The following is a 24,073-nucleotide window of genomic DNA, read 5'->3' on the forward strand; positions in this document are numbered from 1 at the left end:
CAAGGCACGGACCGAGAGGGGGCCCGAGCGTGACGATGCTGGAGAACATCCGGGGACCACGCGACCTGAAGGCGCTGTCCGAAGCGGAACTCGGTGAACTGTCCGAGGAGATCAGGGAGTTCCTGGTACACGCGGTGGCCAGGACCGGCGGACACCTCGGGCCCAATCTGGGGGTGGTGGAACTCTCCATCGCGCTCCACCGGGTCTTCGAGTCGCCGGTCGACCGCATCGTGTGGGACACCGGCCACCAGAGCTACGTACACAAGATCCTGACGGGCCGTCAGGACTTCTCCAAGCTGCGCGGGAAGGGCGGCCTGTCCGGCTACCCCTCGCGCGAGGAGTCCGAGCACGACATCGTCGAGAACAGCCACGCCTCCACCGCGCTCGGCTGGGCCGACGGCCTCGCCAAGGCCCGCCAGGTGCAGGGCGAGAAGGGGCATGTCGTCGCGGTCATCGGCGACGGCGCGCTCACCGGCGGTATGGCCTGGGAGGCGCTGAACAACATCGCGGCCGCCAAGGACAGGCCGCTGATCATCGTCGTCAACGACAACGAGCGCTCGTACGCGCCGACCATCGGCGGCCTGGCGAACCACCTGGCCACCCTGCGCACCACCGACAGCTACGAGAAGGTGCTCGCCTGGGGCAAGGACGTGCTGCTGCGCACGCCGGTCGTCGGCAACACCGTCTACGAGTCGCTGCACGGCGCGAAGAAGGGCTTCAAGGACGCCTTCGCCCCGCAGGGCATGTTCGAGGACCTGGGCCTGAAGTACGTGGGCCCGATCGACGGGCACGACATCGGGGCCGTCGAGTCGGCGCTCCGGCGCGCGAAACGCTTCCACGGTCCGGTCCTCATCCACTGCCTCACGGAGAAGGGCCGCGGCTACGAGCCCGCCCTCGCCCATGAGGAGGACCACTTCCACACCGTCGGCGTGATGGACCCGCTCACCTGCGAGCCGCTCGCGCCGTCCAACGGCCCCTCCTGGACCTCGGTGTTCGGGGACGAGATCGCCGCGATCGGGGAGGAGCGGGAGGACGTCGTGGCGATCACGGCCGCCATGCTGCACCCGGTGGGCCTCGGCAAGTTCGCCGCACGCTTCCCGGACCGTGTGTGGGACGTCGGCATCGCCGAGCAGCACGCGGCGGTGAGCGCGGCAGGCCTGGCGACCGGCGGTCTCCACCCCGTCGTCGCCGTCTACGCCACCTTCCTCAACCGTGCCTTCGACCAGCTCCTGATGGACGTGGCGCTGCACCGCTGCGGGGTCACCTTCGTCCTGGACCGGGCCGGCGTCACGGGCGTCGACGGCCCGTCCCACAACGGCATATGGGACATGTCCATCCTCCAGGTCGTGCCGGGGCTGCGCATCGCCGCTCCACGCGACGCCGACCAACTGCGCGCCCAGCTGCGCGAGGCCGTCGCCGTCGACGACGCTCCGACACTGGTCCGCTTCCCCAAGGAGTCGGTCGGTCCGCAGATCCCGGCGATCGACCGCGTGGGCGGACTCGACGTCCTGCACCGCGGCCCGGACACGCCCGAGGTGCTGCTCGTCGCCGTCGGCGTGATGGCGCCCGTCTGCCTCCAGGCCGCCGACCTGCTGGAGGCTCGCGGCATCTCGTGCACCGTCGTCGACCCCCGCTGGGTCAAGCCCGTCGACCCGGCGCTCCCGGGCCTCGCGGCCGAACACCGCCTGGTGGCCGTCGTCGAGGACAACAGCCGTGCGAGCGGGGTGGGAGCCGCGGTGGCGCTGGCGCTCGGCGATGCCGAAGTCGATGTACCAGTACGACGGTTCGGCATCCCGGAGCAGTTCCTCGCGCACGCCAAGCGCGGAGAGGTGCTGGCCGACATCGGGCTGACGCCGGTGGAGGTGGCCGGCCGGATCAGCGCGAGCCTCGCCGTCAAGGAGGCCGAGGACACCCTGGCCGTCAAGGAGCAGGAGAACGGCCCAGTCAAGGAGAACGCTGAATGACCAAGGAGTTCGACCTCGGCGCTCTCCTGGCCGAGCGCGGAGCCGAGCGCTACGAGCTGCACGGCAAGTACCTGAACCACCAGCTCCCGCGCATGCTGCACACCATCGGCTTCGACAAGGTCTACGAGCGCGCCGAGGGTGCCCACTTCTGGGACGCGGACGGCAACGACTACCTGGACATGCTGGCCGGGTTCGGGGTCATGGGCCTGGGGCGCCACCACCCCGTCGTCCGCAAGGCGCTGCACGACGTCCTCGACGCCCAGCTCGCCGACCTCACCCGCTTCGACTGCCAGCCGCTGCCCGGACTGCTGGCCGAGAAGCTGCTCAGGCACAGCCCGCACCTGGACCGGGTGTTCTTCGGCAACAGCGGTACGGAGGCGGTGGAGACCGCGCTGAAGTTCGCCCGGTACGTCACCGGCAGGCCGAGGATCCTGTACTGCGACCACGCCTTCCACGGCCTGACCACCGGATCGCTGTCGGTCAACGGCGAGGACGGCTTCCGGGACGGCTTCGCCCCGCTGCTGCCCGACACGGCCATCCCGCTCGGTGACCTCGACGCCCTGGCGCGGGAGTTGAAGAAGGGCGACGTCGCCGCCCTGATCGTCGAGCCGATCCAGGGCAAGGGTGTGCACGAGGCCCCGCCCGGCTATCTCCGGGCGGCCCAGGAGCTCCTGCGCAAGCACAAGGCGCTGCTCATCGCCGACGAGGTGCAGACGGGCCTCGGCCGCACCGGGGACTTCTACGCCTACCAGCACGAGGACGGCGTCGAGCCGGACCTGGTGTGCGTGGCCAAGGCCCTGTCCGGCGGCTATGTGCCGGTCGGCGCCACCCTCGGCAAGGACTGGATCTTCAAGAAGGTCTACTCGTCCATGGACCGGGTGCTCGTTCACTCGGCGAGTTTCGGTTCCAACGCCCAGGCCATGGCGGCCGGCCTCGCCGTGCTGTCCGTGATGGAGAACGAGCAGGTCGTGGCGGGCGCGCGGGTGACCGGCGAGCAGCTGAGGACCCGGCTCGCGGCGCTGATCGACAAATACGAGCTGCTCGCCGACGTCCGCGGCCGGGGCCTGATGATCGGCATCGAGTTCGGCAGGCCCAAGTCGCTGAAGCTGCGCAGCCGTTGGACCATGCTGCAAGCGGCGCGCAAGGGCCTGTTCGCGCAGATGGTCGTCGTACCGCTGCTGCAGCGGCACCGGATCCTCACCCAGGTCTCCGGAGACCATCTGGAAGTCATCAAGCTGATCCCGCCGCTGATCATCGGAGAGCAGGACGTGGACCGGTTCGTCGACGCCTTCACGGCTGTGATGGACGACGCGCACAGCGGTGGTGGCCTGATGTGGGACTTCGGCAAGACACTGGTGAAGCAGGCGGTCGCCAACCGATAGGCATAGCGGCGGGTCTTTTGCCTCTGAGGCAAGAAATTTGCCGCAGAGGCAAATCTCCGGCTGAATGGAGAGCATGAGCTCTCCCGAGACAGAGACAGAGGCCGAGCCGGAGCCCGGGCGCGCGGCACCGGGCTCGTCGGCCGGGCCGGAGGAATTCCTGCCCACCGTCGCACCACAGCTCCGCGCGCTGCGCCGCCAGGCCTCCCTCACCCTGGAGGCCGCGGCCCGCGCCGCCGGACTGTCACCGGCCCATCTCTCCCGGCTGGAGACCGGACAGCGCCAGCCGTCGCTGCCGATGCTGCTCGCCCTCGCCCGTATCTACGGTACGACCGTCTCGGAGCTGCTCGGCGAGACGGTCGCCGACCGGGACGCCGTCGTACGCGCCGCCGACATGGAACCGACCGTGGCGGGCGGCTGGACCTACTGGCAGGCCGGCGCATCAGGCCGCGGCATGCAGGCCCTGCGCGTCCACGTACCGCACGGCTCGCAGGGCGACATCGTGCGCGTGCACCCCGGCGAGGAGTGGCTGTACGTCCTCAAGGGGCGGCTGCGGCTGCGCCTCGGGGACGCCACGCACCGGCTCACCGCCGGAGACAGCGCGCACTTCGACTCGCTGACCCCGCACCGGATCGCCGCCGAGGACCCCGACGGGGTCGAGCTCCTGTTCGTCCACACCCTTCTGCAGAGCCCCACGGCCACGCTGTGCCTGGGCCCGATCACCGGAGACATGGCATGAGCGACAGGAACATGGAGGAGAAGTTCCCTCGCGCCCTGTGGGTGCGCCTGATCGTCTACATCGCGGTGGGACACCTCTTCGCCGCCTTCATCTACCTGCTGTTCTCGGTGGGGGCGAAGTAGACGGAGCGGGCGAAGATCAGTGAGGCAGTGAGGCAGTGAGACAGTGAGGTAGTGAGGTAGTGAGGTAGTGAGGTAGTGAGGTAGTGAGGTAGTGAGGTAGTGCGACAGTGAGGCGGGCTCACCCGTTCAGTCGAGGAGCCGCTCGCGCAGGCCCTCGCGGAATCCCGGGGTGAACTCCAGGCCCTGCTCCAGGTAGGTGTCGACGTCGCCCCACGTCTCCTCGATTGTCTCGAAGGCCGCAGCCAGATACTCGGCGCGCGCCTCGAACAGAGGGCTGAGCAACTCCATGACCTCGGGGGAGTAACCGGCGGCGGAGCTGCCGCTGCGGTGCACCTTGTAGCGGCGGTGCTTGGCGTTCGACTCCAGGTAGTCCGCGATGATCGCCTCGCGTTCCACGCCCAGGGCGAGCAGCGTCACGGCTATCGACAGGCCCGCACGGTCCTTGCCCGCAGCGCAGTGCATCAGCGCGGGCACGCTGTCCTTCGCGAGAGAGCGCAGTACGCGCGCGTGCTCGGCGGTGCGCTCCTTGATGATCGTGCGGTAGGAGACGATCATGCGGTTGGCCGCCTTGCCGTCGCCGAGGATGCCGCGCAGCTGGTCGATCTCGCCGTCGCGGACCATCTTCCAGAACTCGGCGCCGTCCGCGGGATCGGTCAGCGGAAGGTTCACGTTCCGTACGCCCGGCAGCTCGACGTCGGGGCCCTCCAGCTTCTGGTCCGCCGCATTGCGGAAGTCGAAGACCGTGTGCAGGCCCAGGGAGGTCAGGAAGGCGGCATCCTCCTCCGTCGCGTGTGCGAGATGGCCGCTGCGGAACAGCACCCCGTACCGCACCCGCCGTCCGTCCGAGGCCGGGAGCCCACCCACATCGCGGAAATTGCGGACTCCGGCCAGCTCCGGCTCGGTCGACGGGATCTGCTGCGTCACGGGGGCTCCTCCCAGTCAGCCAGGCCGACGGGCTCGTCGGCGGGCACGCTTTCGACGATACGACATGGATTCCTCAGGCAATGAGTTGTCCACAGGCGTTGCCGACAGGCCCCGAAGCACTTGATGATGTTGGCCATTGATCGCACCTGTTCGAATGTGTGAGGGCTTGATGCTGGAGATCTCCGCCAACGGCCGTACGTGGCTCCTCTCAGGGCCGACCAGCAGTTACGCCGTCCATCTCACCGAGGGCGACGAACTGCTGCACCTGCACTGGGGCCCCCGGCTCGCGCTCGCCGACGCCGAGGCGCTCGCCGTCCGCCCGCTGCCCGACTACCGGCCCTTCGAGTCGCAGCTCGACGGCCACGAGGAGTACCCGGTCGAGGGCGGCCCCCGCTTCGCGCGGCCCGCCCTGTCGGTGCGCACCGACGAGCGGCGCGGCACCGAGTGGCACTTCGAGGCGTACGAGGCCGACGGCGGAGACGACGGCGAGCTGCGCCTGCGCTTCCGTGACGGCGGGCTCACGCTCACCCTGCACTACCGGATGCGGCACGACGTCGTAGAACGCTGGGTGACTCTCGACAACGAAGGGGCCGCCCTGGAGCTGCTGCGGGCAGACTCCGCCACCTGGACGCTGCCCGAGCGCGAGGACTGGCGGCTGTCCCAGCTGCATGGACGCTGGGCCGCCGAGTCCCGGCTGACCAGTTCTCTTCTCACCTACGGCGAGAAGGTCCTCGGCAGCCGCCGCGGCCACACCGGGCACCAGCATCTGCCCTGGGTCGCACTCGACACCGACGCCACCGAGGAGCGCGGCGAGGTCTACGGCTGCGCGCTCGGCTGGTCGGGCTCCTGGCGGATCGCAGTCGCGCAGCTCGCGGACGCGCGCGTGCAGATCACCGGCGGCGCCGGATACGACGACTCAGGGCTGCTGCGCCTGGACGCGGGGGAGTCGTACGCGACGCCCGTCTTCGCCGGCCTGTGGAGTGACGGCGGCTTCGGCGGCGCGAGCCGCGCCTGGCACGCCTACCAGCGCGCGTACGTCATCCCGGACGCGGACCGGGACCGGCCGGTGCTGTTCAACTCCTGGGAGGCCACCGAGTTCGACATCTCCGAGGAGCAGCAGGGGACACTCGCCCGGCGGGCCGCGGCGATCGGCGTCGAGCTGTTCGTGGTCGACGACGGCTGGTTCGGCAAGCGCACCAGCGACCGGGCCGGACTCGGCGACTGGACCCCCAACCCCGACCGCTTCCCGAACGGCCTGAAGCCGGTCGCGGACTATGTGCACGCCCTCGGCATGCAGTTCGGCATCTGGGTCGAGCCGGAGATGGTCAACCCGGACAGCGAGCTCTATCGCGCCCACCCCGACTGGGTGCAGTTCCAACCGGGACGAAAGCGGACGGAATTCCGCAACCAGCTCGTACTGAACCTGGCCCGGGAGGACGTCCAGGAGTACCTCTGGGGGCAGCTCGACGGGCTCCTCTCCAGTGCCCCGATCGACTACGTCAAGTGGGACTTCAACCGCTGCTTCACCGACGCGGGCTGGCCCGACGACCCCTACCCGCAGCGGCTGTGGATCGACCATGTCCGGGCGCTGTACGGCCTGTTGGATCGGCTGCGCGCGGCCCACCCGGGCGTTGCCTTCGAGTCCTGCTCGGGTGGTGGCGGCCGGATCGACCTCGGGATCCTGGGCCGTACGGACCAGGTGTGGACCTCCGACAACACAGACCCGCTCGACCGGCTCGCCATCCAGCACGGCTTCAGCCAGATCCACCCCGCGCGCGTGATGGCCGCCTGGGTCACCGACAGCCCCAACACCCAGCTCAACGGGAGGGTCAGCTCGCTGCGCTTCCGCTTCGTCAGCTCCATGGCCGGCGTGCTGGGGGTCGGCGGGGACCTCGCCCAGTGGACCGAGGAGGAGCTGGCCGAGGCCGGCGAGTGGGTGGCCCTCTACAAGGAGATCCGTCCGCTCGTGCAGCACGGAGACCTGTACCGGTTGCGGCCTCCGCGGGGCGGGCTCAGTGCGGTGCAGTACGTGCGTGGCGACGAGGCGGTCGTCCTCGCGTGGCTTCAGGCGCAGAGCTACGGGGAACCCGTGCCGGCGCTGCGATTGCAGGGCCTCGACCCGACAGCGTCGTATGAATGCCGCGAAACGGGCGAAGTTCACAGAGGTGCCGTACTCCTGCATCACGGACTGCGCACCGGGTTGCGCGGTGACCTCGACGCGGCAGTTTTCCGCCTGCGTCGCATTTGACCTGTCTGTCCGAAGTGGCATCTTGATTGAACTTCTGCCGCCTTTGGCCATCTTTAGTGCCGTTCGCTCCTCTTCGCTCCCTTGTGTTCTCTTTTACTTCCCTTCATTCCAACTCGCTCCGGAATAGGGGCTCCTGGGCTGAGGGTGCGTGAGGAGCGTCATATTCGTGACCGAACGTGGCGCGTCATGTCCACGTAATTCACTTGCTTTACAAGGGGGTTTGTCCAAAGGGGCGACCTCGGAATTCACACACGGTCACCGGGATTTCTCGCAAGGGATCAACAGAAACGCATTCGCAGGGAACCATCACTTGTCCCTTTGCGTCCCGGTCGCTTACGTTCGCCACCAATCCGGACGGACGCCCAATCCTGCCGCCGCCCGGTGCCCGCACAACTCACCCGTGAACGGCAGGAGCGGGGGACCCACAGGTATCACTGCCTGTTCCGGTCTCCGGAACGGCTTGGGGTAAAGCCGCGTCAAATGCGCGGCCGGGCATCTCCAGCTCGCACCCGACAGCTCACCTCGTAGGCGCCGGAGAGGAATTCGTCATGCCCGCGAAGGGTAAGCACCGCCGCCCGAAGCCCCAGCGCTTCACCCGTTCCATCGCCGTCGCCGGTACCGGTGGCGCCGCACTCGCACTACCGCTCATGGGTGCCACCGGCGCCCATGCCGCAACAACGCAGTCTGTTTCCCAGTCGGTTTCGCAAAAGACCGTCCAGTCCCTTCCGGCCGTGGAGAAGAAGGCGGCCGAGAAGAAGAGCGCCGCGCACCACGCGGGCGTGCGGACCTATTCGGTGCGGGGCGGCGACTACCTTTCGAAGATCGCCGACCAGCAGCACGTCGCCGGCGGCTGGAAGAAGCTCTACTCGGACAACCGCCGGGCCGTCGGCGGCGATCCGTCGCTGATCCACCCGGGCCTGAAGCTCACGCTCGGCAAGAAGGCCACCGCGACCACCAAGTCGTCGTCCCGGCCGTCTTCTTCGTCCGCGCCCAAGGCGTCCTCGTCCTCGAACAAGACGACCGCCACGCAGACCTCCACCGCCACCGGCTTCACCCTCCCGGTGTCGGGCGCCACCATCGGCACCGGCTACCACGTGCCTGGCAGCATGTGGTCCAGCGGGTACCACACCGGCGTCGACTTCGTCGTCCCGACGGGCACCCCGGTCAAGGCCGTCGGTGCGGGCACGGTCGTTTCCGCGGGCTGGGGCGGCGCGTACGGCAACCAGGTCGTCATCAAGCTCGCCGACGGCTACTACGCGCAGTACGGCCACCTCTCCCAGCTCTCCGTCTCGGCCGGCCAGACCGTGACCGAGGGGCAGCAGCTCGGTCTCTCCGGCGCGACCGGCAACGTGACCGGCCCGCACCTGCACTTCGAGATCCGCACCACGCCGGACTACGGCTCCGACGTCGACCCGGTCGCCTACCTCCGATCCAAGGGCGTAGCGGTCGGCTGACCCACCGCCGACCGCTCCCGCGCGGCTTCGCCAGTGCGTGGGGACGCGGCGCCCGTCACGCCGCCGAAGGCCGGACCCCGATCCCCGGGTCCGGCCTTCGGTGCGTCCGGCTACGCCCGGCCACGTCTGGCTCCGCCTCGCCGCCGGTGCCGCCCTGGCCGCGCGGTTCGCCCCTCAACATCCCTGATCGGAGGCTTATTCCGGGCTTGGCCAACACTTAGACGTGGCTTATCTCACCGTCCGTCAACCCTGTATTACGGTCGCGTAGGTCACATTCGAAGGTGAATCATGGTCGATGTGGCAGACGATTCGAAGAGTGACAGCAGATCAGTGATCGGGTCGTACGTTGCGGTGGGGGACAGCTTCACCGAGGGCGTCGGCGATCCCGGCCCCGACGGTGCGATGGTCGGCTGGGCCGACCGGTTCGCGGTGCTTCTCGCGGACCGGAGGCCCGAGGGCGACTTCGGCTACACGAACCTCGCCGTACGCGGCAGACTTCTCGACCAGATCGTGGAGGAGCAGGTCCCGCAAGCCGTCGAGCTCGCCCCGGACTTGGTCTCCTTCTGTGCGGGCGGCAACGACATCATCAGGCCCGGCACCGACCCCGACGAGGTCGCCGAGCGTTTCGAGCGGGCGATCCTCCGGCTCACCGAAGCCGTGGGCACCGTCATGGTGACGACCGGCTTCGACACCCGTAACGTTCCCGTGCTCAAGCACCTGCGCGGCAAGATCGCCACCTACAACGGTCATGTACGGGCCGTCGCCGACCGGTACGGCTGCCCCGTGCTCGACCTGTGGTCCCTGAAGACCGTCCAGGACCGCCGGGCCTGGGACGACGACCGGCTCCACCTCTCGCCCGAGGGGCACACGCGCGTGGCGCTGCGCGCCGGGCAGGTTCTCGGCCTGGAGGTCCCGGCCGACCCGGACCAGCCCTGGCCGCTGCTCCCGCCGCGCGGCACCCTCGATGTCCGGCGGGACGACGTGCACTGGGCGCGCGAGTACCTGGTGCCGTGGATCGGCCGTCGGCTGCGCGGTGAGTCGTCCGGGGATCACGTCACGGCGAAGGGCGCGCTGTCGCCGGACGACATCAAGATGCGGATCGCTTCGGTCGCCTGAGCGCGGTTGCCGGACGGTGGTGTGCGGGTTGCTCGAGGGTGTGAAAGCGGTTCGTCTGCCGGTAGTGAGTCCTCGCCCAGTGCGGCGAGCTCACTGCTCGGAGGTGGTCAACGCCGCCCGCTCCAGGCCCAGTTCCCGCGCCAGCGCCTCCTCCACCCACTCCTGCGCCCGCGCGCGGGACACCGCACCGGCGTACGACGTCATCTGAACGGCGAGCCCGTCCAGCAGGGCCGTCAGTCGCAGAGCCGTACTCTGCGGGTCCGGGCAGCGGAACTCGCCCGCGGCCACGCCCTCAGCTATCACCTCGGCGATCGCAGCTTTCCACTCCCTGTCGAGGTCCCGTGTGACCTCCTGCAGCGCGGGCTCGCGCAGCGCAGCCGCCCAGCCCTCGATCCACAGGCGCCAGCCCTTGGCCTGGCCCGTCGGCGCGTACCAGCGCACGGCCGACCGCAGTCGCCGCAGCGCCGTGGTCCGGCGGCCGAGAAGCTTGCGCAGATGCCCGAGGTCGTCCTCGGCCGCGAACGTGAACGCCGCGGCGACCAGCTTCTCCTTCGTCGAGAAGTGGTACAGCACCAGCGCGTTGCTCACGCCGAGCGCCGAGGCCACGTCGGCGATCCTGACCGCCGCCACGCCCCGCGCCTCGATCTGCCCGATGGCGGCCCGCAGCAGCTCCTCGCGCCGCTCGGCCACGCTCAACCGCACTCTCGCCACGCGGTCACCCTATTCCGTCGCCGCTCACGGTGCCGGGCGAGGTCATTACTTGGCGAGTTCGGCCGGGTACAGATCGGGCCACGTGATCGCCGCATCACGCCTCCCCGCATCCGGCATCCCGCTCAGGGCGGTGGGCCGTTCGGCGGCCATGAAACCGTGGGTTGTCTGAAGGCCTCCCAGAGCCGGGGGTGAACAGAGCCGAGGACAGCGGTTGGCGGCCCGTCGTCAGCGGTACCAGCCGAACCGTTCCGCGATCACCGGCAGCCGGTCCGCGACGATGGCGTGCGCGGCCGCGCGCGGGGTCGTTCCGTCGGCCTCCGCGCGGGCCAGCATCTGCTCGATCAGGGCGCGCATCGAGCGGCGGGTGTGGGCGAACGCCTCGTCCGCGTCCGGGCCGATGTCGCCGAACAGGGTCCACCACCACCAGGCGTTCGTACCGGAGTTGACGACCACGTCGGGCAGCACGGTCACCCCGCGCGCGGCCAGCAGCTCCTCCGCCTCGGGCAGGACGGGCATGTTGGCCGCCTCGACGACCCAACGGGCGCTGATCTGCTCCTGGTTGGCGACATCGATCGCGTACGAGACCGCCGCCGGCACGAGCACCTCCGCCTCGGCCGACAGCCAGGCGTCGCCGGGCAGTTCGCGGTCGTCGGAGCGCAGGACCGTGCGGTCCACGGTGCCGTACGCGTCCCGCGCGGTGAGCAGCGCCTCGACGTCGAGGCCCGCCGGGTTGGCGATCGTGCCCTTGATGTCGGCGACGGCCACGACGGTGAGCCCCGCGCGCGTGAGGAAGCGTGCCGTGGCCCCGCCCATCGTGCCCAGCCCCTGCACGGCGACCCGCGCCCGCGCATACGGCACGCCCGCCCGGTCCAGGGCCGCCAGCGCCGACTCGGCGACCCCGCAGCCGCCGGCCAGCTCGTCCAGGCCGATGCCGTCCACCTCCACCGCGAACGCGTCCGCGAGCCGCCGCCGCGCCGTCGCCTCGTCGTCCAACAGCGGATACACGGCCTGGATGGACGACACAAGACCCGCTTCCACGGCCGCCCGGTCCACCAGGTCCTGGGTGAGCCCGAGATCCTCTCCGGTGGTCCAGAGGCTCTCGATGTACGGCTTCATGGCGCGCAGGTAGCGCACCAGGAGTGTGTACGCCCCCGGGTCCTGGGGATCGCAGTCGATGCCTCCCTTGGCGCCTCCGAGGGGGACGTAGCGGCCCTCGGGGTTGTAATGCAGCGCCTCTTTCATGGTCATGCCGCGGGCGAGCCCGGCGACCTCGTCCAGGGTGCAGCCCTCGCGCATGCGCAGCCCGCCGCTGGAGACGCCGCGCACCAGCCGGTCGACGACCAGGAAACCCTGGCGGCCGGTGAGGTGATCGGTCCACGTGAGCGACATCAGGGGGGCGGTCATGCGATCTCCTCGCGGATGGTGATCAGGGTGGAAGGTCCGAGGGTGTCGAGGGCCCAGGTGACGCGTGCGCTCGCATGCGAGGAGATCCGCCCACGCGGCCGCTACCCCGGCGACGGCGAGCTGCAGTTGAGGTCGGACATGGTGCCTCCATCAGGCCGTGGGGGTTGCTCACCGACTGACGACTACCGAATCGTACTGAATGCTCATTCAGTATCGGAAGCGGGGGCACTCCCTGTCAACGTGCTGAACGGATCATCAGAAGCCTCCGGTGCGCATCGTGAAGGGAATGGACGACGGCGGTCCGCGGTTCACCAAGCGGCGGGCCCGGGTTCCTGCGGGAGGTGGGCGCGGTGGCGTGCGGGGTGAGCCGGGAGAGCGGCACGGGACCTCTACTTCTACTTCGTAGAGGTCGTTGGTTGTCGCATCTTTGGGCTTTCCTTGGAAAGTGGCCGCCGAGCCCGGACGACACAGGTGTTGTCGGAGGCGCCGACCATAATGGAATGCCTCACCCACTCCACCTGGAGGTACCGTGTCCGGTTTCCGTTCCCTGAGCTCCGGGCTCCGCGCGCTGCAGCCCGCGGCCTTCGGCGCGGACCCGAGCGGTGAGCGCCTTGCGCGCATCCGTAGATCGCCCCACTTCAAGGACGGGGTCTTCCAGAATCCCGGGGGTACCGCCCGGACGCGGCCCTCCGGTTCGGCGGTCGACTTCGCGAAGGTCTTCTTCGACAAGGACGAGCGACCCCGGCGTGCCCCCAAGGGCACGGTGCCGGTGCACCCCACGACGCTCGCCGACATCGCCAGGCCGCCCGTCACTGGGCTGCGGCTGACCTGGATGGGGCACTCCAGTGTGCTCGCCGAGATCGACGGTCAGCGGGTGCTCTTCGATCCCGTGTGGGGTGAGCGCTGCTCCCCGTTCTCCTTCGTCGGGCCCAAGCGGCTGCACCCGGTGCCGCTGCCGCTCGCCGCGCTGGGCCCGGTGGACGTCGTCGTCATCTCGCACGACCACTACGACCACCTGGACCTGCCCACCATCAAGGCCCTGGCCGGCACGGACACGCTGTTCGCCGTGCCCCTCGGCGTCGGCGCCCACCTCGAACACTGGGGCGTCTCGGCCGACCGCGTGCGCGAGCTGGACTGGCACGAGGCGACCAAGGTCGGCGGCCTCACTCTGACGGCCACCCCGGCCCGCCACTTCTGCGGCCGCGGCCTGCGCAACACCCAGCACACCCTGTGGGCCTCCTGGGCCGTCGCCGGCGCCGAGCACCGGATCTTCCACAGCGGTGACACCGGCTACTTCGACGGCTTCAAGGACATCGGTGCCGAGCACGGGCCGTTCGACGCCACGATGATCCAGATCGGCGCCTACTCCGACTTCTGGCCCGACATCCACATGACGCCGCAGGAGGGCATGCGCGCCCACCTAGACCTTCAGGGCGGTGAGCCGCACGGCGTGATGATGCCGATCCACTGGGCCACCTTCAACCTGGCGACGCACCCCTGGGCCGAGCCCGGCGAGGGCACGGTCGCGGCCGCACACGCCACCGGCTCCCGTGCCGCCCTGCCTCGCCCCGGGGAGCCCTTCGAGCCCACCGCGGAGACCATTCCGTCCGAGCCGTGGTGGCGCGCCGTGGCCCAGGCCCCGGCAGGCGGCTGGCCGGCCGCGGACGCCCTGACGGAGGCGGCGACGAAGACGGCCGTCGCCTCCGCCGCCCGCGCCCGGACCGACGCGGATGGCACGGGGCAGGGCAAGTCGGCAGAGGGTACGGGCGAGCCCGAGACCGTGCCGGCGGGCTGACCTCGTCGCGGAGAGCGGCCACGCGCTGACCGGGCGTGCCGGGGCGGGTCATATGTCGTCCCGATGTGCCGGGGGAGCCGTCCGCCCTGGCGCGCTGCGGGGCGACGTGCCGTTTCAGGTGTGGTGGGGGTCGGGTCTCAGTCCGGTGCGGGTCCGTCGACGTTGAACGTGGACTGTCCGGTCCCGGCCCTGGTGACGATGATGTCGGCGGGCTCCGGGGAGGGGTTGCTCTCCCGGTGCACGGCGCCCTTCGGTACGTGGAGGAAGTCCCCGGGACCGGCTTCGACCGTGCGCGAGCCGCCCGGGCCGAACTCCATCCTGAGGGACCCGGTGACGACGTAGATCACCGACTCGTGGTCGCCGTGGTGGTGCCAGCCGGAGACCGCCCCGGGTTCCGTGCGGACGAATCCCGACCACATTCCCTCGGTCGCGAAGGCCTCCTGCCGGTCCATCCCCTCAGTGCCCGGTCCGGGCCTGCGGTCACCGGGACGGGCCACGCGAACCTCGTCGCGTCCCTGGTCCATGACGGCTCCTTCCGCTCGGGCCGTCGAGCGGCGGCCACGTCTCGTCGCCAGGCTAGTCCCGGGCTGCCGGCACCGGAGGAGAGGCACTCGCGGAACCATGGTGTGATGGCGGCGTGAGCCGCGCCGCCGAAGAGACCAATCGCCGCATGCTCAGGGCCCGGGACGCCATGGACCGCGCCTACGCGCAGCCGCTGGACGTGCCGGCCCTGGCGCGGATCGCCCATGTGTCCCCGGCCCACTTCGCGCGCACCTTCCGGGCCACGTTCGGCGAGACGCCCCACCGCTACCTGCAGCGCCGACGCGTCGAGCGCGCCATGTTCCTGCTGAGGGAGACCGACCGCAGCATCACGGACATCTGCTTCGAGGTCGGATTCGGCAGCCCGGGCACCTTCAGCCGCACGTTCCGCGACGTCGTCGGCCGGTCGCCGCGGGAGTACCGCAAGCAGGCCGTCGCCCTGGACGTCCCCACCTGTTTCACGATGGCGTGGATGCGGCCGAGCGCCTGAGAGTCCGCTCGCCCTTCGGCCGGCTGAGCAGTTTTGGATAAGTTTTCGCGGTGCCGGGCTCGTAGCGTGATGCACATGTTCACAGCAATCACGCACTCACAGATCTACGTCCTCGACCAGGACGAGGCACTCGACTTCTACGTCGGCAAGCTCGGCCTGGAGGTCAACACCGACGCCGACCTCGGCTTCATGCGCTGGCTCACGGTCAACGTCCCCGGTCGGCCGGACCGCGAGGTCCTGCTGGAGCGGCCCGGCCCGCCGCGGCTGTCCGAGGAGACCGCGGAACAGGTCCGCGACCTGCTGACCAAGGGCGCGACAGGCGGGTTCCTCATCTTCAGTACCGATGACTGCCGCAAGACGTACGAGACCCTCAAGGCCAAGGGCGTCGAGTTCACCGAGGAGCCCACGGAGCGCCCGTACGGAATCGACTGCGGTCTCCGCGACCCCTTCGGCAACAGCATCCGCTTCACCCAGCCCAAGGGTTGATCGATACGCTGAGTGATGTTCGGGGGATGAATTCCGGGGATGCGGAAGCGCCTTGAAATGGCCCCGGCGGAGCGACGGCGAAACAGAAAAGGGCATTCGGTGAGGGCCGGGGAGCAATCGTTCCCCGGCCCTCACCGTTTTTCCGTGACCGCTTCTGACCAGCTCTGATCGATCCCGCGCCTGCCGAGATCGCGCACCCGCTGGGTTTATCGGTCTGTCGTACGAAGCCTCATACCAGAGCAGGACGCTGTGCGTGGGACTTTGTCAACTGCCCACCGCACATGATGGGTTGACGACTACTGTGAGTGTCCATCGGGCGATGCCTGCCCGTACCGCGCAGCCCGCGCCCCAGGCACCGACGGAACCAGTACGACGAGGACACCGATGTCTCACCTTCGCGCACCGGCCGCACGCGCAGACCGCCGCGAGGGCGGGCGGCACGGACGGCCGGTCGCCCGACCCGTTCCCTCGCTGCCCGAGACCCGCATTCGGCCCCAGCTGATGCGGCTCGCCGTGCTGCCGCCGATCGCGGTCGCCCTGAGCGCCGCGGCGGCGGTCCTGTTCACCGTCCGCTCCACCGGAGCACGGCCCGGCCTCACACTGTGGGGCGTGCTCGCCGGCGCCGCCTCGGTGACCCTCGCGGGCATCCTGATCGCCACCGTGGCCGCCGACCGAGCCGCCAAGTCCGTGAGCGACCGCATCGGCGCCCTGCGCCGCAGCAGCGCCCGCGGCGAGGCCGATCTGCGCGCCCTGGTCGAGTCGCTGCGCCACGGCGAGGCCCCGCCCCGGCGCAAGCCGCGCAGCGGCCCGCCCGACGACGCCGACGACTTCGAACTGCTCGCCGCCGATCTGACCCGAGCGCACGACGGCGCCGTCACCGCCGTCGTACAGGCCGCCCAGCTCTCCAGCCAGGCGGGCAGCGAACAGAAGCTCGAGGTGTTCGTGAACCTCGCGCGGCGGCTGCAGTCCCTGGTGCACCGGGAGATCTCGATCCTCGACGAGCTCGAGAACGAGATCGAGGACCCCGATCTGCTCAAGGGCCTCTTCCACGTCGACCACCTCGCCACCCGGATCCGCCGCCACGCCGAGAACCTCGCCGTCCTCGGCGGCGCCGTCTCCCGTCGGCAGTGGAGCCACCCCGTCTCCATGACCGAGGTACTGCGCTCCGCCATCGCCGAGGTCGAGCAGTACTCCCGGGTCAAGCTGGTGCCCCCGATCGACGGCACCCTGCGCGGCCACGCCGTCGCCGACGTCATCCACCTGCTGGCCGAACTCGTCGAGAACGCCACGGTGTTCAGCGCCCCGCACACCCAGGTTCTGCTGCGCGCCAACCTCGTCACCTCGGGACTCGCCGTCGAGGTGGAGGACCGCGGACTGGGCATGCCGGTCGCCGAGCAGAAGAAGATGAACGCCCTGCTCGACGACCCCGACCAGGTCAATGTCGCGAGCCTGCTCGCGGACGGCCGCATCGGACTGTTCGTCGTCTCACAGCTCGCCCGGCGGCACGGCATCAACGTCCGCCTGCAGACCAACATCTACGGCGGGGTGCAGGCCGTACTCGTCGTACCGCAGGGGCTGCTGGGCTCGAAACCGGGCGTTCCCGGAGTCGCGCCCCAGCCGCAGGGTGTCCCAGGGGCGATGGGCGCGGCCGGTTCGCCCGTGCCGCCGCGATCCCCGCAACCGCCCCTCCAGGCGCCGCCCGCACCCGAGATCGTCACACCGCGCGTCCCGCCCGAGCCGCCCGCACCGCGCCGTCCGCAGCACGGGGAGGCCGCGCGCCCCGCGGCTCCCGCGCCGAACGGCAGCACGCAGGGCGGCAGCACGCAGGGCGGCAACGTGCTCAACGGCAGCACGCCGGGCGGCGCCGGACCGGCACCGCTTCCCATGCGCGGCACCCACCAGGAGCGAGCCAACCCCTCGGAGGCCCTGCCGGGCATCAGGCCGGAGGACCGGCACCTCGTCGCGGACAACGGGACCGCGCCGCCCACGCCCCGCACCGGCACCGTCCGCGGCACCATGGGCAAGCCCCAACTGCCCCGTCGCCGTGCCCAGGAACACATCGCGCCCCAACTGCGCGACGGCCCGGCACCACGCCAGGACAGCGAGTACCTCGTCGGCCACGACCCGGGTCTGATGGCGGCCTTCCAGCGCGGCATCGGCCTGGCAGAGGCCCAGCAGAGCCTGGAGTCGGAGCACACGGGGGAGATGTACACAGCGTCGGAGCACACGGGGGCGATGCACACAGCGTCGGCATACGTGGAGCCGGAACATACGACGGCCTCGGCGCACCTGGAGCCGGAGCCCATGGGACAGGCGCCGCGCATCGACCTGCGCCCCCTCATGGACCCCGCTCACACGGAGCTGTCACCCATGCTCCCGACCTCGTCCCTGGACGCTCGCCACACGGACGTCACCGCCACTTCCCGGCCGTCCTCCATCGACGTACCGCACATGGACCCGGCCCACATAGCCGAGGCGCGCCCCGCGTCCGCGCGTGGCATCGACCACCCCACCCGGCACGACGGGAGCGCACCAGCCGGATGACCACCTTCGCTTCCACCCCCCTCCCCACCCCCGTTCCCACCCCCACCGCTCCCGCAGACCTTCGTACCCCAAGGAGTCGATCCACCATGGCGAGCGATGCGCCGACCGGCCATGTATCCGATCTCGACTGGCTGATGAGCGGCCTCGTGCAGCGCGTACCCCACACAACCAGTGCGGTGCTCCTGTCCTGCGACGGGCTCGTGAAGTCGGTCCACGGCCTCGACCCGGACAGCGCCGACCACATGGCCGCACTGGCCTCCGGCCTCTACTCCCTCGGCCGCAGCGCCGGGGTCCGCTTCGGCGAAGGCGGAGACGTCCGCCAGGTCGTCGTCGAACTCAACTCGACCCTGCTGTTCGTGACCACCGCCGGCTCGGGCACCTGTCTCGCCGTACTGGCAGGCCGCGAGGCCGACGCGGCGGTCCTCGGCTACGAGATGGCGATGCTGGTCAAGAGCGTCCGCCCCTACCTGGTCACCGCGCCCCGCCAGCACTCCGTCGAACCCTCGGCGATGAGGCCTTGAGCGTGGCGACGGTCGGCGACGGGCCATGGCTCGACGACGCGGCCGGTCGGCTTGTGCGCCCCTTCACGGTCAGCAACGGCCGCACCCGGCCCACCATCGCGCTCGACCTCCTGTCGCACGTGATGGCCACGGGAGCCACGCCTCTCGGCTATCTCGGCCCCGAACACGCGCATGCGCTCGACCTGTGCCGCGCGCCCGTGTCGGTCGCCGAGGTGGCCGCCCAACTGAAGCTGCCGGCGGTGGTCACCAAGGTGCTTCTGTCGGACCTCGTCGACTGCGGGGCGCTCACCACCAAGCCCCCCGAGTTCCACCACAACCCGACTGACCGGGCCCTTCTGGAGGCAGTGCTCGATGGACTACGACGACAGCTCTGACCCCTTCCCCACCGCACTCAAGATCCTTGTGGCGGGCGGGTTCGGAGTAGGCAAGACGACCTTCGTGGGCGCGGTCAGCGAGATCGCGCCGCTCAGCACGGAGGAACTGCTCACCACGGTCAGCGCCGCGACCGACAGCCTCGAAGGGATCGAGAACAAGGTCGAGACGACGGTGGCCATGGACTTCGGCCGCATCACGCTCGATCCGGAACACGTGCTGTATCTGTTCGGCACGCCCGGGCAGGAGCGGTTCTGGTTCATGTGGGACGAACTCTCCGAGGGCGCGCTCGGCGCCGTGATCCTCGCCGACACCCGGCGCCTGGAGGAGTGCTTCGCCGCTGTGGACTTCTTCGAGCAGCGGGGCCTCGGCTTCATCGTCGCGATCAACGAGTTCGACGGCTCCTACCGCTACGACCCCGAGGAGGTCCGTGCCGCCATAGACCTGCCCCCGGAGATTCCCGTCGTGCGCTGCGACGCCCGGATCTCCAGCTCCGGAGTCCAGACCCTGCTCACCCTCGTCCGGCATCTCATCGCCCACGCCCCCGCACACGCGCCGAGCCACGGCGCCCACATGTGATCCCCGCACACCGCCACGGAGCCCGTATATGCCCTGCGTCCACAGTGACGGAGCCCGCCCATGACGTACGACCCGGCGCGCCCGGCCGGTCGTCTGCTGCTCACCCCCGAGGACAAGGAGGCCCCCGCCCGGGCCCGGCGCCTGAGCCGACTGGGCCTGGGAGAACACCCCGACCCCGCCCTCGACGCCTACGCGGACCACCTCGCCGAGCTCACCGGGGCGCCGTACGCCATGGTCAACTTCATCGACGAGAACCGGCAGTTCTTCGCGGGCCTGCACCTTTCGAACGTGGCGCGCCCCGTGGTGAAGCCCGATGGCACCACCCCTGTCCTGGGCCGTGAGTTGGCCCGCGACCACGGCTTCTGCCCGCATGTGGTCGTGCGGCGCAAGGCCCTGGTCCTGGAGGACGTCTGCGACTACCCGCGGTTCGCGGGCAATCCGGTCGTCGACGAGTTCGGCATCCGCTCCTATCTGGGCGCGCCGCTGATCGACAGCACGGGGATGGTGCTCGGCACCGTGTGCGTCGTCGACATCGAGCCGCGGCCCTGGGGGAAGCCCGGCCTGGAGACCATCAAGGCGTCGGCGGCGGATCTGGTGGCCCGCCTGGAGCGCAGGGAGGCGGACGGGCTCCCGCTGCTCTGACGGGCAGCCGCCGCTTGCTAGCCGACCGGTCTAGTACTTACGTACACTTGCCGTGTGGGACGCACCAGTGACGCCAGGCAGAAGATCCTCGGTGCCGCGCGCTCGCTCATCGAGGGGCGCGGCTACACGGGCCTGGGCGTAGCCGAGATCTGCAAGGCGGCCGGCGTGCCGAAGGGCAGCTTCTACTACTTCTTCGAGTCGAAGGAGGCCCTGGCGCTCACCGTCGTCGACGAGCACTGGGCCGCCCAGCAGCGCGACTGGGCCCGCGTCCTGGGCGGCGACGCGCAGCCGCTGCAGCGGCTGCGCACGCTCTTCGAGGAGACCGAGGCCGGCCAGCGCGCCGGTCAGCAGGGCTGCGGCACCGTCTCGGGCTGTCTGTTCGGGAATCTCACCCTGGAGCTGAGCAACCAGACCGAGGCCGTCCGCGGGAGACTGCAGGAGATCTTCGACGCGCAGGTCGACATGGTCGAAGCGGTGATCGCCGAGGCCCGGGAGCGCGGCGAGGTCACCGTGGCCGACCCGCGGGAGTCGGCCCGGGCGGTGGTGGCCCAGCTGGAGGGCCAGGTGATGTTCGCCAAGCTCTACAACAGCACCGGCCGGCTGAGTCCCCTGTGGGACAACTGCCGGGCTCTGCTCGGGGCCACGGTCTCCTAGTAACCGCGCCAGACGTTGTCGAAGGCGGCATCCTCGATCTGCCGCCGCTGGCGTACGGCTTCCAGCTCCATCACCGCGTCGCCGACGGCGGCCAGTACGGTCGTGACCGCGTCACCGGCCAGTTCGGCAGCGTCCTCGGCCGGGTCGTCGTGGATCCCGGCGGTGGCGGCCAGGGCGGAGAGAACCGGTTCGCCCGCCGCCCAGCGCTCCTCGGCCCGGCGCCGGGCCGGAGAGTCGACCAGCTCGGTCCGCGCGGTGCGCAGAGGGATGCGGCGGCCACGTGCCCGGGCCGTCACCCCGATCCGCTCCAGGTCGTCGACATAGGCCGAGGACAGTCCGCGGCCCCGCCGCCAGAGCCAGTCCTCGACCGACTCGTAAGGCTCCTGCCGTACGAGCGAGGCGGCGGCCTCGTCCAACAGGCGGTCGCCCGTGGGCGACTGGGCGCTGGGCAGGATGCGGTCGTCCTCCAGCGCGAGCGCCAGCGCCTCGATGAGGTCGAGCATCTCGGCTCCGGCGAGCGCGAGCGACAGGTCGCCCTGTTCCACCGGACGGCTGGGCGCCACGTCCAGGGCGACGATCGCGAGGTCCCGTGCGGTGTTCATGAGCGGCTCCACGTCAGTTGGCCGAGTGCGGGGCGAGCGTGTCGGCGCCGGCCTCTGCGGACCGGGTGTTCTCCGCCGATTCTCGCTGCTGCTGCGGTGCTGTGTGTCGTACTACGACCATGTGGTGCGGGAAGCCGATCCGCAGCACGGCGGCGGCCGCCGCCGCGGCGAGAACGACGAGGGCGGCCAGCAGCAGGGCCTGATGGTAGCCGTGGTGCAGCAGCGGGGCGACGGCCAGGGGGCCCAGGATCTGCCCGACGGAGTATCCGGCGGTCAGCAATGCGACCGAGCGAGGGAAGCGCAGGTGGGCCCCGGTGGCCAGGGCGATGGTGCTGACGCCGATGAAGGTGGCGCCGAAGAGGACCGCCGAGACGAGCGCGGCGGCCGGTGTGCCGATCAGGGCGGGCAGGCCGATGCCGACCGCCTGGACCACGAGCGCGGCGAACAGCAGACCGGGGCGGGACCAGCGGCGCCCGAGCCGGGCCCACAGCGCCGCCGACGGTGCGGCGGCAAGCCCCACCAGTACCCAGGCGCCGCTGCCGACCCAGCCGGGGGAGCCCTGCCCGATCGCCGAGACCAGGAAGGTCCCGGCGACGATGTAGCCGACGCCCTCCAGGGTGTAGCTCACGAACAGCGCACCGAACCAGCGGTGCGTGCGCGCTGCCGTGGCCCCCGATGCCGGGGCGGCCGCCGGTACCACGGCTTCCGGCCACAGGTTCCACGAGCCGGCCGTGAGCAGCGCGGCGAGTGCGGCCGACGCCCACCAGGCGGTCCGCCAGTCGGCCACGGACCGCAGGACCAGCACCAGCAGGCCGGACAGCGCGATGCCGACGCCCACACCGCCGAACGCCCAGCCGGACAGGTGCGGCGGATGTTCCCGCAGATGGTGCAGGAGGGACCCGGCCGCGACGACGAACACCAGGGCGCTCGCCACCCCGGCCACCAGCCGCAGCAGGCCCCACACCGCCGTGCTGTGGGTGAGCGGCATCGCGGCGAGAGTCGCGGTCAGCAGGAGCAGCGAGCAGCGCAGCACGGCGCGGGACCGCACCAGCGCGGGGAGCAGGATGCCCGCGACCGCTCCGATGAGATAGCCGACGTAGTTGGCGGTGGCCAGGTGCGCGCCTGCGCCGGCGGACAGACCCGCCTGGGCGTGCATCAGAGGCAGGATCGGGGTGTAGACGAAGCGGCCGACGCCCATGCCCGCCGCGAGCGCAGCCGCGGCCTGGGCGACGTGGGCCCAGGGGGAGGGGGCACTCATCGCGTGCCGTCGACCCGCCCCGGGTCGTTGGGGTGGGATTCGAGCGGGGTGACGGCGACGGTCATCCACGGGCGCAGCGGCAGCGTGCCGAGCACCTTCTCGTGCAGCTCCGCCTCGTCGGCGGCGCGCCACACGCCGATGCTGCGCAACTCGCCCACGGGGCGCCACAGTCGGGCCAGATGGCCCGTGGCGGCCAGCTCCTTCGCACGGACGGCTTCGGCGGCGCGGCGCCGGTCGGCCTCGTCCTGACCGGTGCCCTCGGGAATGGTGGTGGTGATCTCGACCAGGAACTCTCGCATGATCTCTCTCCGTTGCTCCGTCACTCAGAGGCTCAGTGGCTCAGTCCTCAGTGGCATTCGGAAGTCCGCCGCGACCCTCATCGTGCGCCCGTCACCAGCATCGATGCCACGACCGGCTTCCTCGCTGCTGATAGGCGCAGCCTCCCAGCGCGCGTAGCATGACGCGCGTGGAACTGCGCCAGCTGCGGTATTTCGTCGCGGTCGCCGAGGAACTGAACTTCGGCCGGGCCGCCGAGCGGCTGCTCATCGCGGGCCCCTCGCTCTCCCAGCAGATCAAGGCGCTCGAACGGGACCTGGGGGTACGGCTGTTCGACCGGGATCGCCGCTCGGTGTCCCTCACCCCGGCCGGAGCCGCCCTGCTCCCGCCCACCCGCGCCCTGCTGGACCGGGCCGACGACCTCAAGCGCCGGGCGGGCCGACTCTCGGGCTCCGAGTCCGTACGGCTCGGTTACGTCAACTGGCTTCCTCCGGACTTGACTTCGCGCACGGCCGCGGTGGCACGGGTGCATGTCGACGCATGGGTCGCCCCCTCGCACACCCAGGTCGCCCGGGTCGCTGACGGCAGCCTGGATCTCGCCGTGTGCTGGGTGCGCACCGAGGACCTGGAACGGCTCGGGCTGCGCGCCCGCCTCCTCGGCGCCGACCGGCTCTACGCCGTGGCCAAGGGCGGCGACAGCAGTGACGTACCGGATGTGGCGGCCCGGGACAGCGACGTCCTGATCGACGACGACGTCACCTCCTGGGCGTCCTGGAACGGGTACGCAGAGGAGCTGGCGCAGGTCACCGGGGCCCGTACGGTACGCATCTCCGACGGGGCGATCACCGGCCCCGCCTTCTTCGACCACGTCCGCCGCTGCCACCGCCCGGTCCTCAACTCGCCCAAGGGGCAGACCACTCCGCTCCCGCCCGACCTGGTCCGCCGCGAGATCGTCGCGCCGAAGGTCTACTGGACCTGGTCCCTGGTGTGGCGCGAGAGCGAGGACAGGGCGGGGGTCCTCGCCGCCGTGGACGCCCTTTGCGACGGGGTGGGAGACCTCGGGATCCACGCCCCGGACGCCTGGCTGCCCGCCGACGATCCGTACGCGATCCCGGGCTGACCTGTACTGGGAGGCTGCGCCTCCCGCACAGAAGGAAACCGATCCTTCCGCCTCCGGTCCGCCCGACCTACCTTCCGAATAGTCGACCGGTCGTCTAGTCGGTCCTCCACCGATTCATCGAGGAGAAGGTCAC

24 protein-coding genes and 1 riboswitch are annotated in these 24,073 nt (G+C 70.6%); of the genes, 17 read left to right on the forward strand and 7 right to left on the reverse strand.

Annotation, left to right across the window (positions count from 1 at the left end; genetic code table 11):
• The first annotated feature begins 29 nt into the window (after positions 1 to 29).
• The 4 genes from dxs (at position 30) to OG870_RS39185 (ending at position 4,204) form a co-directional block, all read left to right on the forward strand.
• Positions 30 to 1,964: a 1-deoxy-D-xylulose-5-phosphate synthase gene (gene dxs, locus OG870_RS39170; RefSeq protein WP_266591681.1), complete on the forward strand. Its 1,935-nt coding sequence runs from the start codon at positions 30 to 32 to the stop codon at positions 1,962 to 1,964.
• Positions 1,961 to 3,346 carry an aspartate aminotransferase family protein gene (locus OG870_RS39175; RefSeq protein WP_266591683.1) on the forward strand — a complete coding sequence of 462 codons (1,386 nt, stop codon included), beginning with the start codon at positions 1,961 to 1,963 and terminating at the stop codon, positions 3,344 to 3,346. Before dxs ends, OG870_RS39175 begins: the two co-directional genes overlap by 4 nt.
• A 73-nt stretch (positions 3,347 to 3,419) precedes the next feature.
• Positions 3,420 to 4,082, forward strand: coding sequence for a helix-turn-helix domain-containing protein (locus tag OG870_RS39180; RefSeq protein ID WP_266591685.1), 663 nt, complete (start codon positions 3,420 to 3,422; stop codon positions 4,080 to 4,082).
• Positions 4,079 to 4,204 (forward strand): DUF6126 family protein, encoded by a 126-nt coding sequence (locus OG870_RS39185; protein WP_266529579.1) that lies wholly within the window; start codon positions 4,079 to 4,081, stop codon positions 4,202 to 4,204. The genes OG870_RS39180 and OG870_RS39185 overlap by 4 nt, the downstream gene beginning before the upstream one ends.
• Positions 4,205 to 4,330: 126 nt before the next feature.
• On the opposite strand, the gene OG870_RS39190 is transcribed toward OG870_RS39185, so the two are convergent.
• Positions 4,331 to 5,128, reverse strand: a complete 798-nt coding sequence (locus OG870_RS39190) for a tyrosine-protein phosphatase (RefSeq protein WP_266591687.1) — start codon at positions 5,126 to 5,128, stop codon at positions 4,331 to 4,333.
• A 169-nt stretch (positions 5,129 to 5,297) separates the two neighbouring features.
• On the opposite strand from OG870_RS39190, the gene OG870_RS39195 reads away from it, so the two are divergent.
• The 3 genes from OG870_RS39195 to OG870_RS39205 all read left to right on the forward strand — a co-directional run bounded on the left by OG870_RS39195 (position 5,298) and on the right by OG870_RS39205 (position 9,946).
• Positions 5,298 to 7,376: an alpha-galactosidase gene (locus OG870_RS39195; protein WP_266843101.1), complete on the forward strand. Its 2,079-nt coding sequence runs from the start codon at positions 5,298 to 5,300 to the stop codon at positions 7,374 to 7,376.
• 376 nt (positions 7,377 to 7,752) lie between these two features.
• Positions 7,753 to 7,922: riboswitch (cyclic di-AMP (ydaO/yuaA leader) on the forward strand.
• Between the two features lie 2 nt (positions 7,923 to 7,924).
• Complete coding sequence (locus OG870_RS39200; protein ID WP_266529588.1) at positions 7,925 to 8,830, forward strand: M23 family metallopeptidase; 906 nt, start codon at positions 7,925 to 7,927, stop codon at positions 8,828 to 8,830.
• 330 nt (positions 8,831 to 9,160) lie between these two features.
• A complete protein-coding gene (locus OG870_RS39205; RefSeq protein ID WP_266529832.1) occupies positions 9,161 to 9,946 on the forward strand; it encodes an SGNH/GDSL hydrolase family protein in 786 nt (261 codons plus the stop codon).
• Positions 9,947 to 10,036: 90 nt separating this feature from the next.
• Here OG870_RS39205 and OG870_RS39210 read toward each other — a convergent pair whose 3' ends face one another.
• Both OG870_RS39210 and OG870_RS39215 read right to left on the reverse strand, forming a co-directional pair.
• Positions 10,037 to 10,657, reverse strand: coding sequence for a TetR/AcrR family transcriptional regulator (locus tag OG870_RS39210; RefSeq protein WP_323178538.1), 621 nt, complete (start codon positions 10,655 to 10,657; stop codon positions 10,037 to 10,039).
• 225 nt (positions 10,658 to 10,882) lie between these two features.
• The gene (locus OG870_RS39215; protein ID WP_266529590.1) at positions 10,883 to 12,061 is read right to left on the reverse strand and encodes a glutamate dehydrogenase; all 1,179 of its coding nucleotides are present in this window, start codon (positions 12,059 to 12,061) and stop codon (positions 10,883 to 10,885) included.
• Positions 12,062 to 12,590: 529 nt separating this feature from the next.
• Between OG870_RS39215 and OG870_RS39220 the strand changes: the two genes are divergently transcribed.
• A complete protein-coding gene (locus OG870_RS39220; protein ID WP_327691973.1) occupies positions 12,591 to 13,856 on the forward strand; it encodes an MBL fold metallo-hydrolase in 1,266 nt (421 codons plus the stop codon).
• A 137-nt stretch (positions 13,857 to 13,993) separates the two neighbouring features.
• On the opposite strand, the gene OG870_RS39225 is transcribed toward OG870_RS39220, so the two are convergent.
• Positions 13,994 to 14,380 carry a cupin domain-containing protein gene (locus OG870_RS39225; RefSeq protein WP_266591691.1) on the reverse strand — a complete coding sequence of 129 codons (387 nt, stop codon included), beginning with the start codon at positions 14,378 to 14,380 and terminating at the stop codon, positions 13,994 to 13,996.
• A 113-nt stretch (positions 14,381 to 14,493) separates the two neighbouring features.
• Between OG870_RS39225 and OG870_RS39230 the strand changes: the two genes are divergently transcribed.
• From OG870_RS39230 to OG870_RS39265, 8 genes are all read left to right on the forward strand, one after another.
• Complete coding sequence (locus OG870_RS39230; RefSeq protein WP_266529597.1) at positions 14,494 to 14,886, forward strand: helix-turn-helix domain-containing protein; 393 nt, start codon at positions 14,494 to 14,496, stop codon at positions 14,884 to 14,886.
• A gap of 75 nt (positions 14,887 to 14,961) precedes the next feature.
• Positions 14,962 to 15,372, forward strand: coding sequence for a VOC family protein (locus OG870_RS39235; protein ID WP_266529600.1), 411 nt, complete (start codon positions 14,962 to 14,964; stop codon positions 15,370 to 15,372).
• A 384-nt stretch (positions 15,373 to 15,756) separates the two neighbouring features.
• Complete coding sequence (locus OG870_RS39240) at positions 15,757 to 17,916, forward strand: sensor histidine kinase (protein ID WP_266591693.1); 2,160 nt, start codon at positions 15,757 to 15,759, stop codon at positions 17,914 to 17,916.
• Between the two features lie 86 nt (positions 17,917 to 18,002).
• Complete coding sequence (locus OG870_RS39245) at positions 18,003 to 18,437, forward strand: roadblock/LC7 domain-containing protein (RefSeq protein ID WP_266529606.1); 435 nt, start codon at positions 18,003 to 18,005, stop codon at positions 18,435 to 18,437.
• Positions 18,438 to 18,439: 2 nt separating this feature from the next.
• Positions 18,440 to 18,811 (forward strand): DUF742 domain-containing protein, encoded by a 372-nt coding sequence (locus OG870_RS39250; RefSeq protein WP_266529609.1) that lies wholly within the window; start codon positions 18,440 to 18,442, stop codon positions 18,809 to 18,811.
• Positions 18,789 to 19,388, forward strand: coding sequence for a GTP-binding protein (locus tag OG870_RS39255; protein WP_266529612.1), 600 nt, complete (start codon positions 18,789 to 18,791; stop codon positions 19,386 to 19,388). Before OG870_RS39250 ends, OG870_RS39255 begins: the two co-directional genes overlap by 23 nt.
• Before the next feature lie 60 nt (positions 19,389 to 19,448).
• The gene (locus OG870_RS39260) at positions 19,449 to 20,030 is read left to right on the forward strand and encodes a GAF domain-containing protein (RefSeq protein ID WP_266529615.1); all 582 of its coding nucleotides are present in this window, start codon (positions 19,449 to 19,451) and stop codon (positions 20,028 to 20,030) included.
• A gap of 54 nt (positions 20,031 to 20,084) precedes the next feature.
• On the forward strand, positions 20,085 to 20,684 hold the full coding sequence (locus tag OG870_RS39265; RefSeq protein WP_266529618.1) for a TetR/AcrR family transcriptional regulator: 600 nt from the start codon (positions 20,085 to 20,087) through the stop codon (positions 20,682 to 20,684).
• On the opposite strand, the gene OG870_RS39270 is transcribed toward OG870_RS39265, so the two are convergent.
• Genes OG870_RS39270 through OG870_RS39280 form a run of 3 tightly spaced genes read right to left on the reverse strand, consistent with a single transcriptional unit; the run spans position 20,681 to position 22,843 of the window.
• Positions 20,681 to 21,286, reverse strand: a complete 606-nt coding sequence (locus tag OG870_RS39270) for a GOLPH3/VPS74 family protein (protein WP_266529621.1) — start codon at positions 21,284 to 21,286, stop codon at positions 20,681 to 20,683. The two genes, OG870_RS39265 and OG870_RS39270, sit on opposite strands and share 4 nt — an antisense overlap.
• A gap of 13 nt (positions 21,287 to 21,299) precedes the next feature.
• On the reverse strand, positions 21,300 to 22,544 hold the full coding sequence (locus OG870_RS39275) for a YbfB/YjiJ family MFS transporter (protein ID WP_266591695.1): 1,245 nt from the start codon (positions 22,542 to 22,544) through the stop codon (positions 21,300 to 21,302).
• Positions 22,541 to 22,843 (reverse strand): muconolactone Delta-isomerase family protein, encoded by a 303-nt coding sequence (locus OG870_RS39280; RefSeq protein WP_327691974.1) that lies wholly within the window; start codon positions 22,841 to 22,843, stop codon positions 22,541 to 22,543. Before OG870_RS39280 ends, OG870_RS39275 begins: the two co-directional genes overlap by 4 nt.
• A 158-nt stretch (positions 22,844 to 23,001) precedes the next feature.
• Between OG870_RS39280 and OG870_RS39285 the strand changes: the two genes are divergently transcribed.
• Complete coding sequence (locus OG870_RS39285) at positions 23,002 to 23,940, forward strand: LysR family transcriptional regulator (protein WP_323179466.1); 939 nt, start codon at positions 23,002 to 23,004, stop codon at positions 23,938 to 23,940.
• The last annotated feature ends 133 nt before the right edge of the window (positions 23,941 to 24,073 follow it).

Source organism: Streptomyces sp. NBC_00461, from assembly GCF_036013935.1.
In the GTDB taxonomy this organism is placed as follows: Bacteria; Actinomycetota; Actinomycetes; order Streptomycetales; family Streptomycetaceae; genus Streptomyces.

Bases quoted from the DNA above. Each gene is read 5' to 3' on its own strand.
- OG870_RS39175 (WP_266591683.1), top strand. From the start codon at position 1,961: ATGACCAAGGAGTTCGACCTCGGCGCTCTCCTGGCCGAGCGCGGAGCC.
- OG870_RS39180 (WP_266591685.1), top strand. From the start codon at position 3,420: ATGAGCTCTCCCGAGACAGAGACAGAGGCCGAGCCGGAGCCCGGGCGC.
- OG870_RS39185 (WP_266529579.1), top strand. From the start codon at position 4,079: ATGAGCGACAGGAACATGGAGGAGAAGTTCCCTCGCGCCCTGTGGGTG.
- OG870_RS39195 (WP_266843101.1), top strand. From the start codon at position 5,298: ATGCTGGAGATCTCCGCCAACGGCCGTACGTGGCTCCTCTCAGGGCCG.
- OG870_RS39200 (WP_266529588.1), top strand. From the start codon at position 7,925: ATGCCCGCGAAGGGTAAGCACCGCCGCCCGAAGCCCCAGCGCTTCACC.
- OG870_RS39215 (WP_266529590.1), bottom strand. From the start codon at position 12,061: ATGACCGCCCCCCTGATGTCGCTCACGTGGACCGATCACCTCACCGGC.
- OG870_RS39225 (WP_266591691.1), bottom strand. From the start codon at position 14,380: ATGGACCAGGGACGCGACGAGGTTCGCGTGGCCCGTCCCGGTGACCGC.
- OG870_RS39235 (WP_266529600.1), top strand. From the start codon at position 14,962: ATGTTCACAGCAATCACGCACTCACAGATCTACGTCCTCGACCAGGAC.
- OG870_RS39240 (WP_266591693.1), top strand. From the start codon at position 15,757: ATGTCTCACCTTCGCGCACCGGCCGCACGCGCAGACCGCCGCGAGGGC.
- OG870_RS39245 (WP_266529606.1), top strand. From the start codon at position 18,003: ATGGCGAGCGATGCGCCGACCGGCCATGTATCCGATCTCGACTGGCTG.
- OG870_RS39255 (WP_266529612.1), top strand. From the start codon at position 18,789: ATGGACTACGACGACAGCTCTGACCCCTTCCCCACCGCACTCAAGATC.
- OG870_RS39260 (WP_266529615.1), top strand. From the start codon at position 19,449: ATGACGTACGACCCGGCGCGCCCGGCCGGTCGTCTGCTGCTCACCCCC.
- OG870_RS39270 (WP_266529621.1), bottom strand. From the start codon at position 21,286: ATGAACACCGCACGGGACCTCGCGATCGTCGCCCTGGACGTGGCGCCC.
- OG870_RS39275 (WP_266591695.1), bottom strand. From the start codon at position 22,544: ATGAGTGCCCCCTCCCCCTGGGCCCACGTCGCCCAGGCCGCGGCTGCG.
- OG870_RS39280 (WP_327691974.1), bottom strand. From the start codon at position 22,843: ATGCGAGAGTTCCTGGTCGAGATCACCACCACCATTCCCGAGGGCACC.
- OG870_RS39285 (WP_323179466.1), top strand. From the start codon at position 23,002: ATGACGCGCGTGGAACTGCGCCAGCTGCGGTATTTCGTCGCGGTCGCC.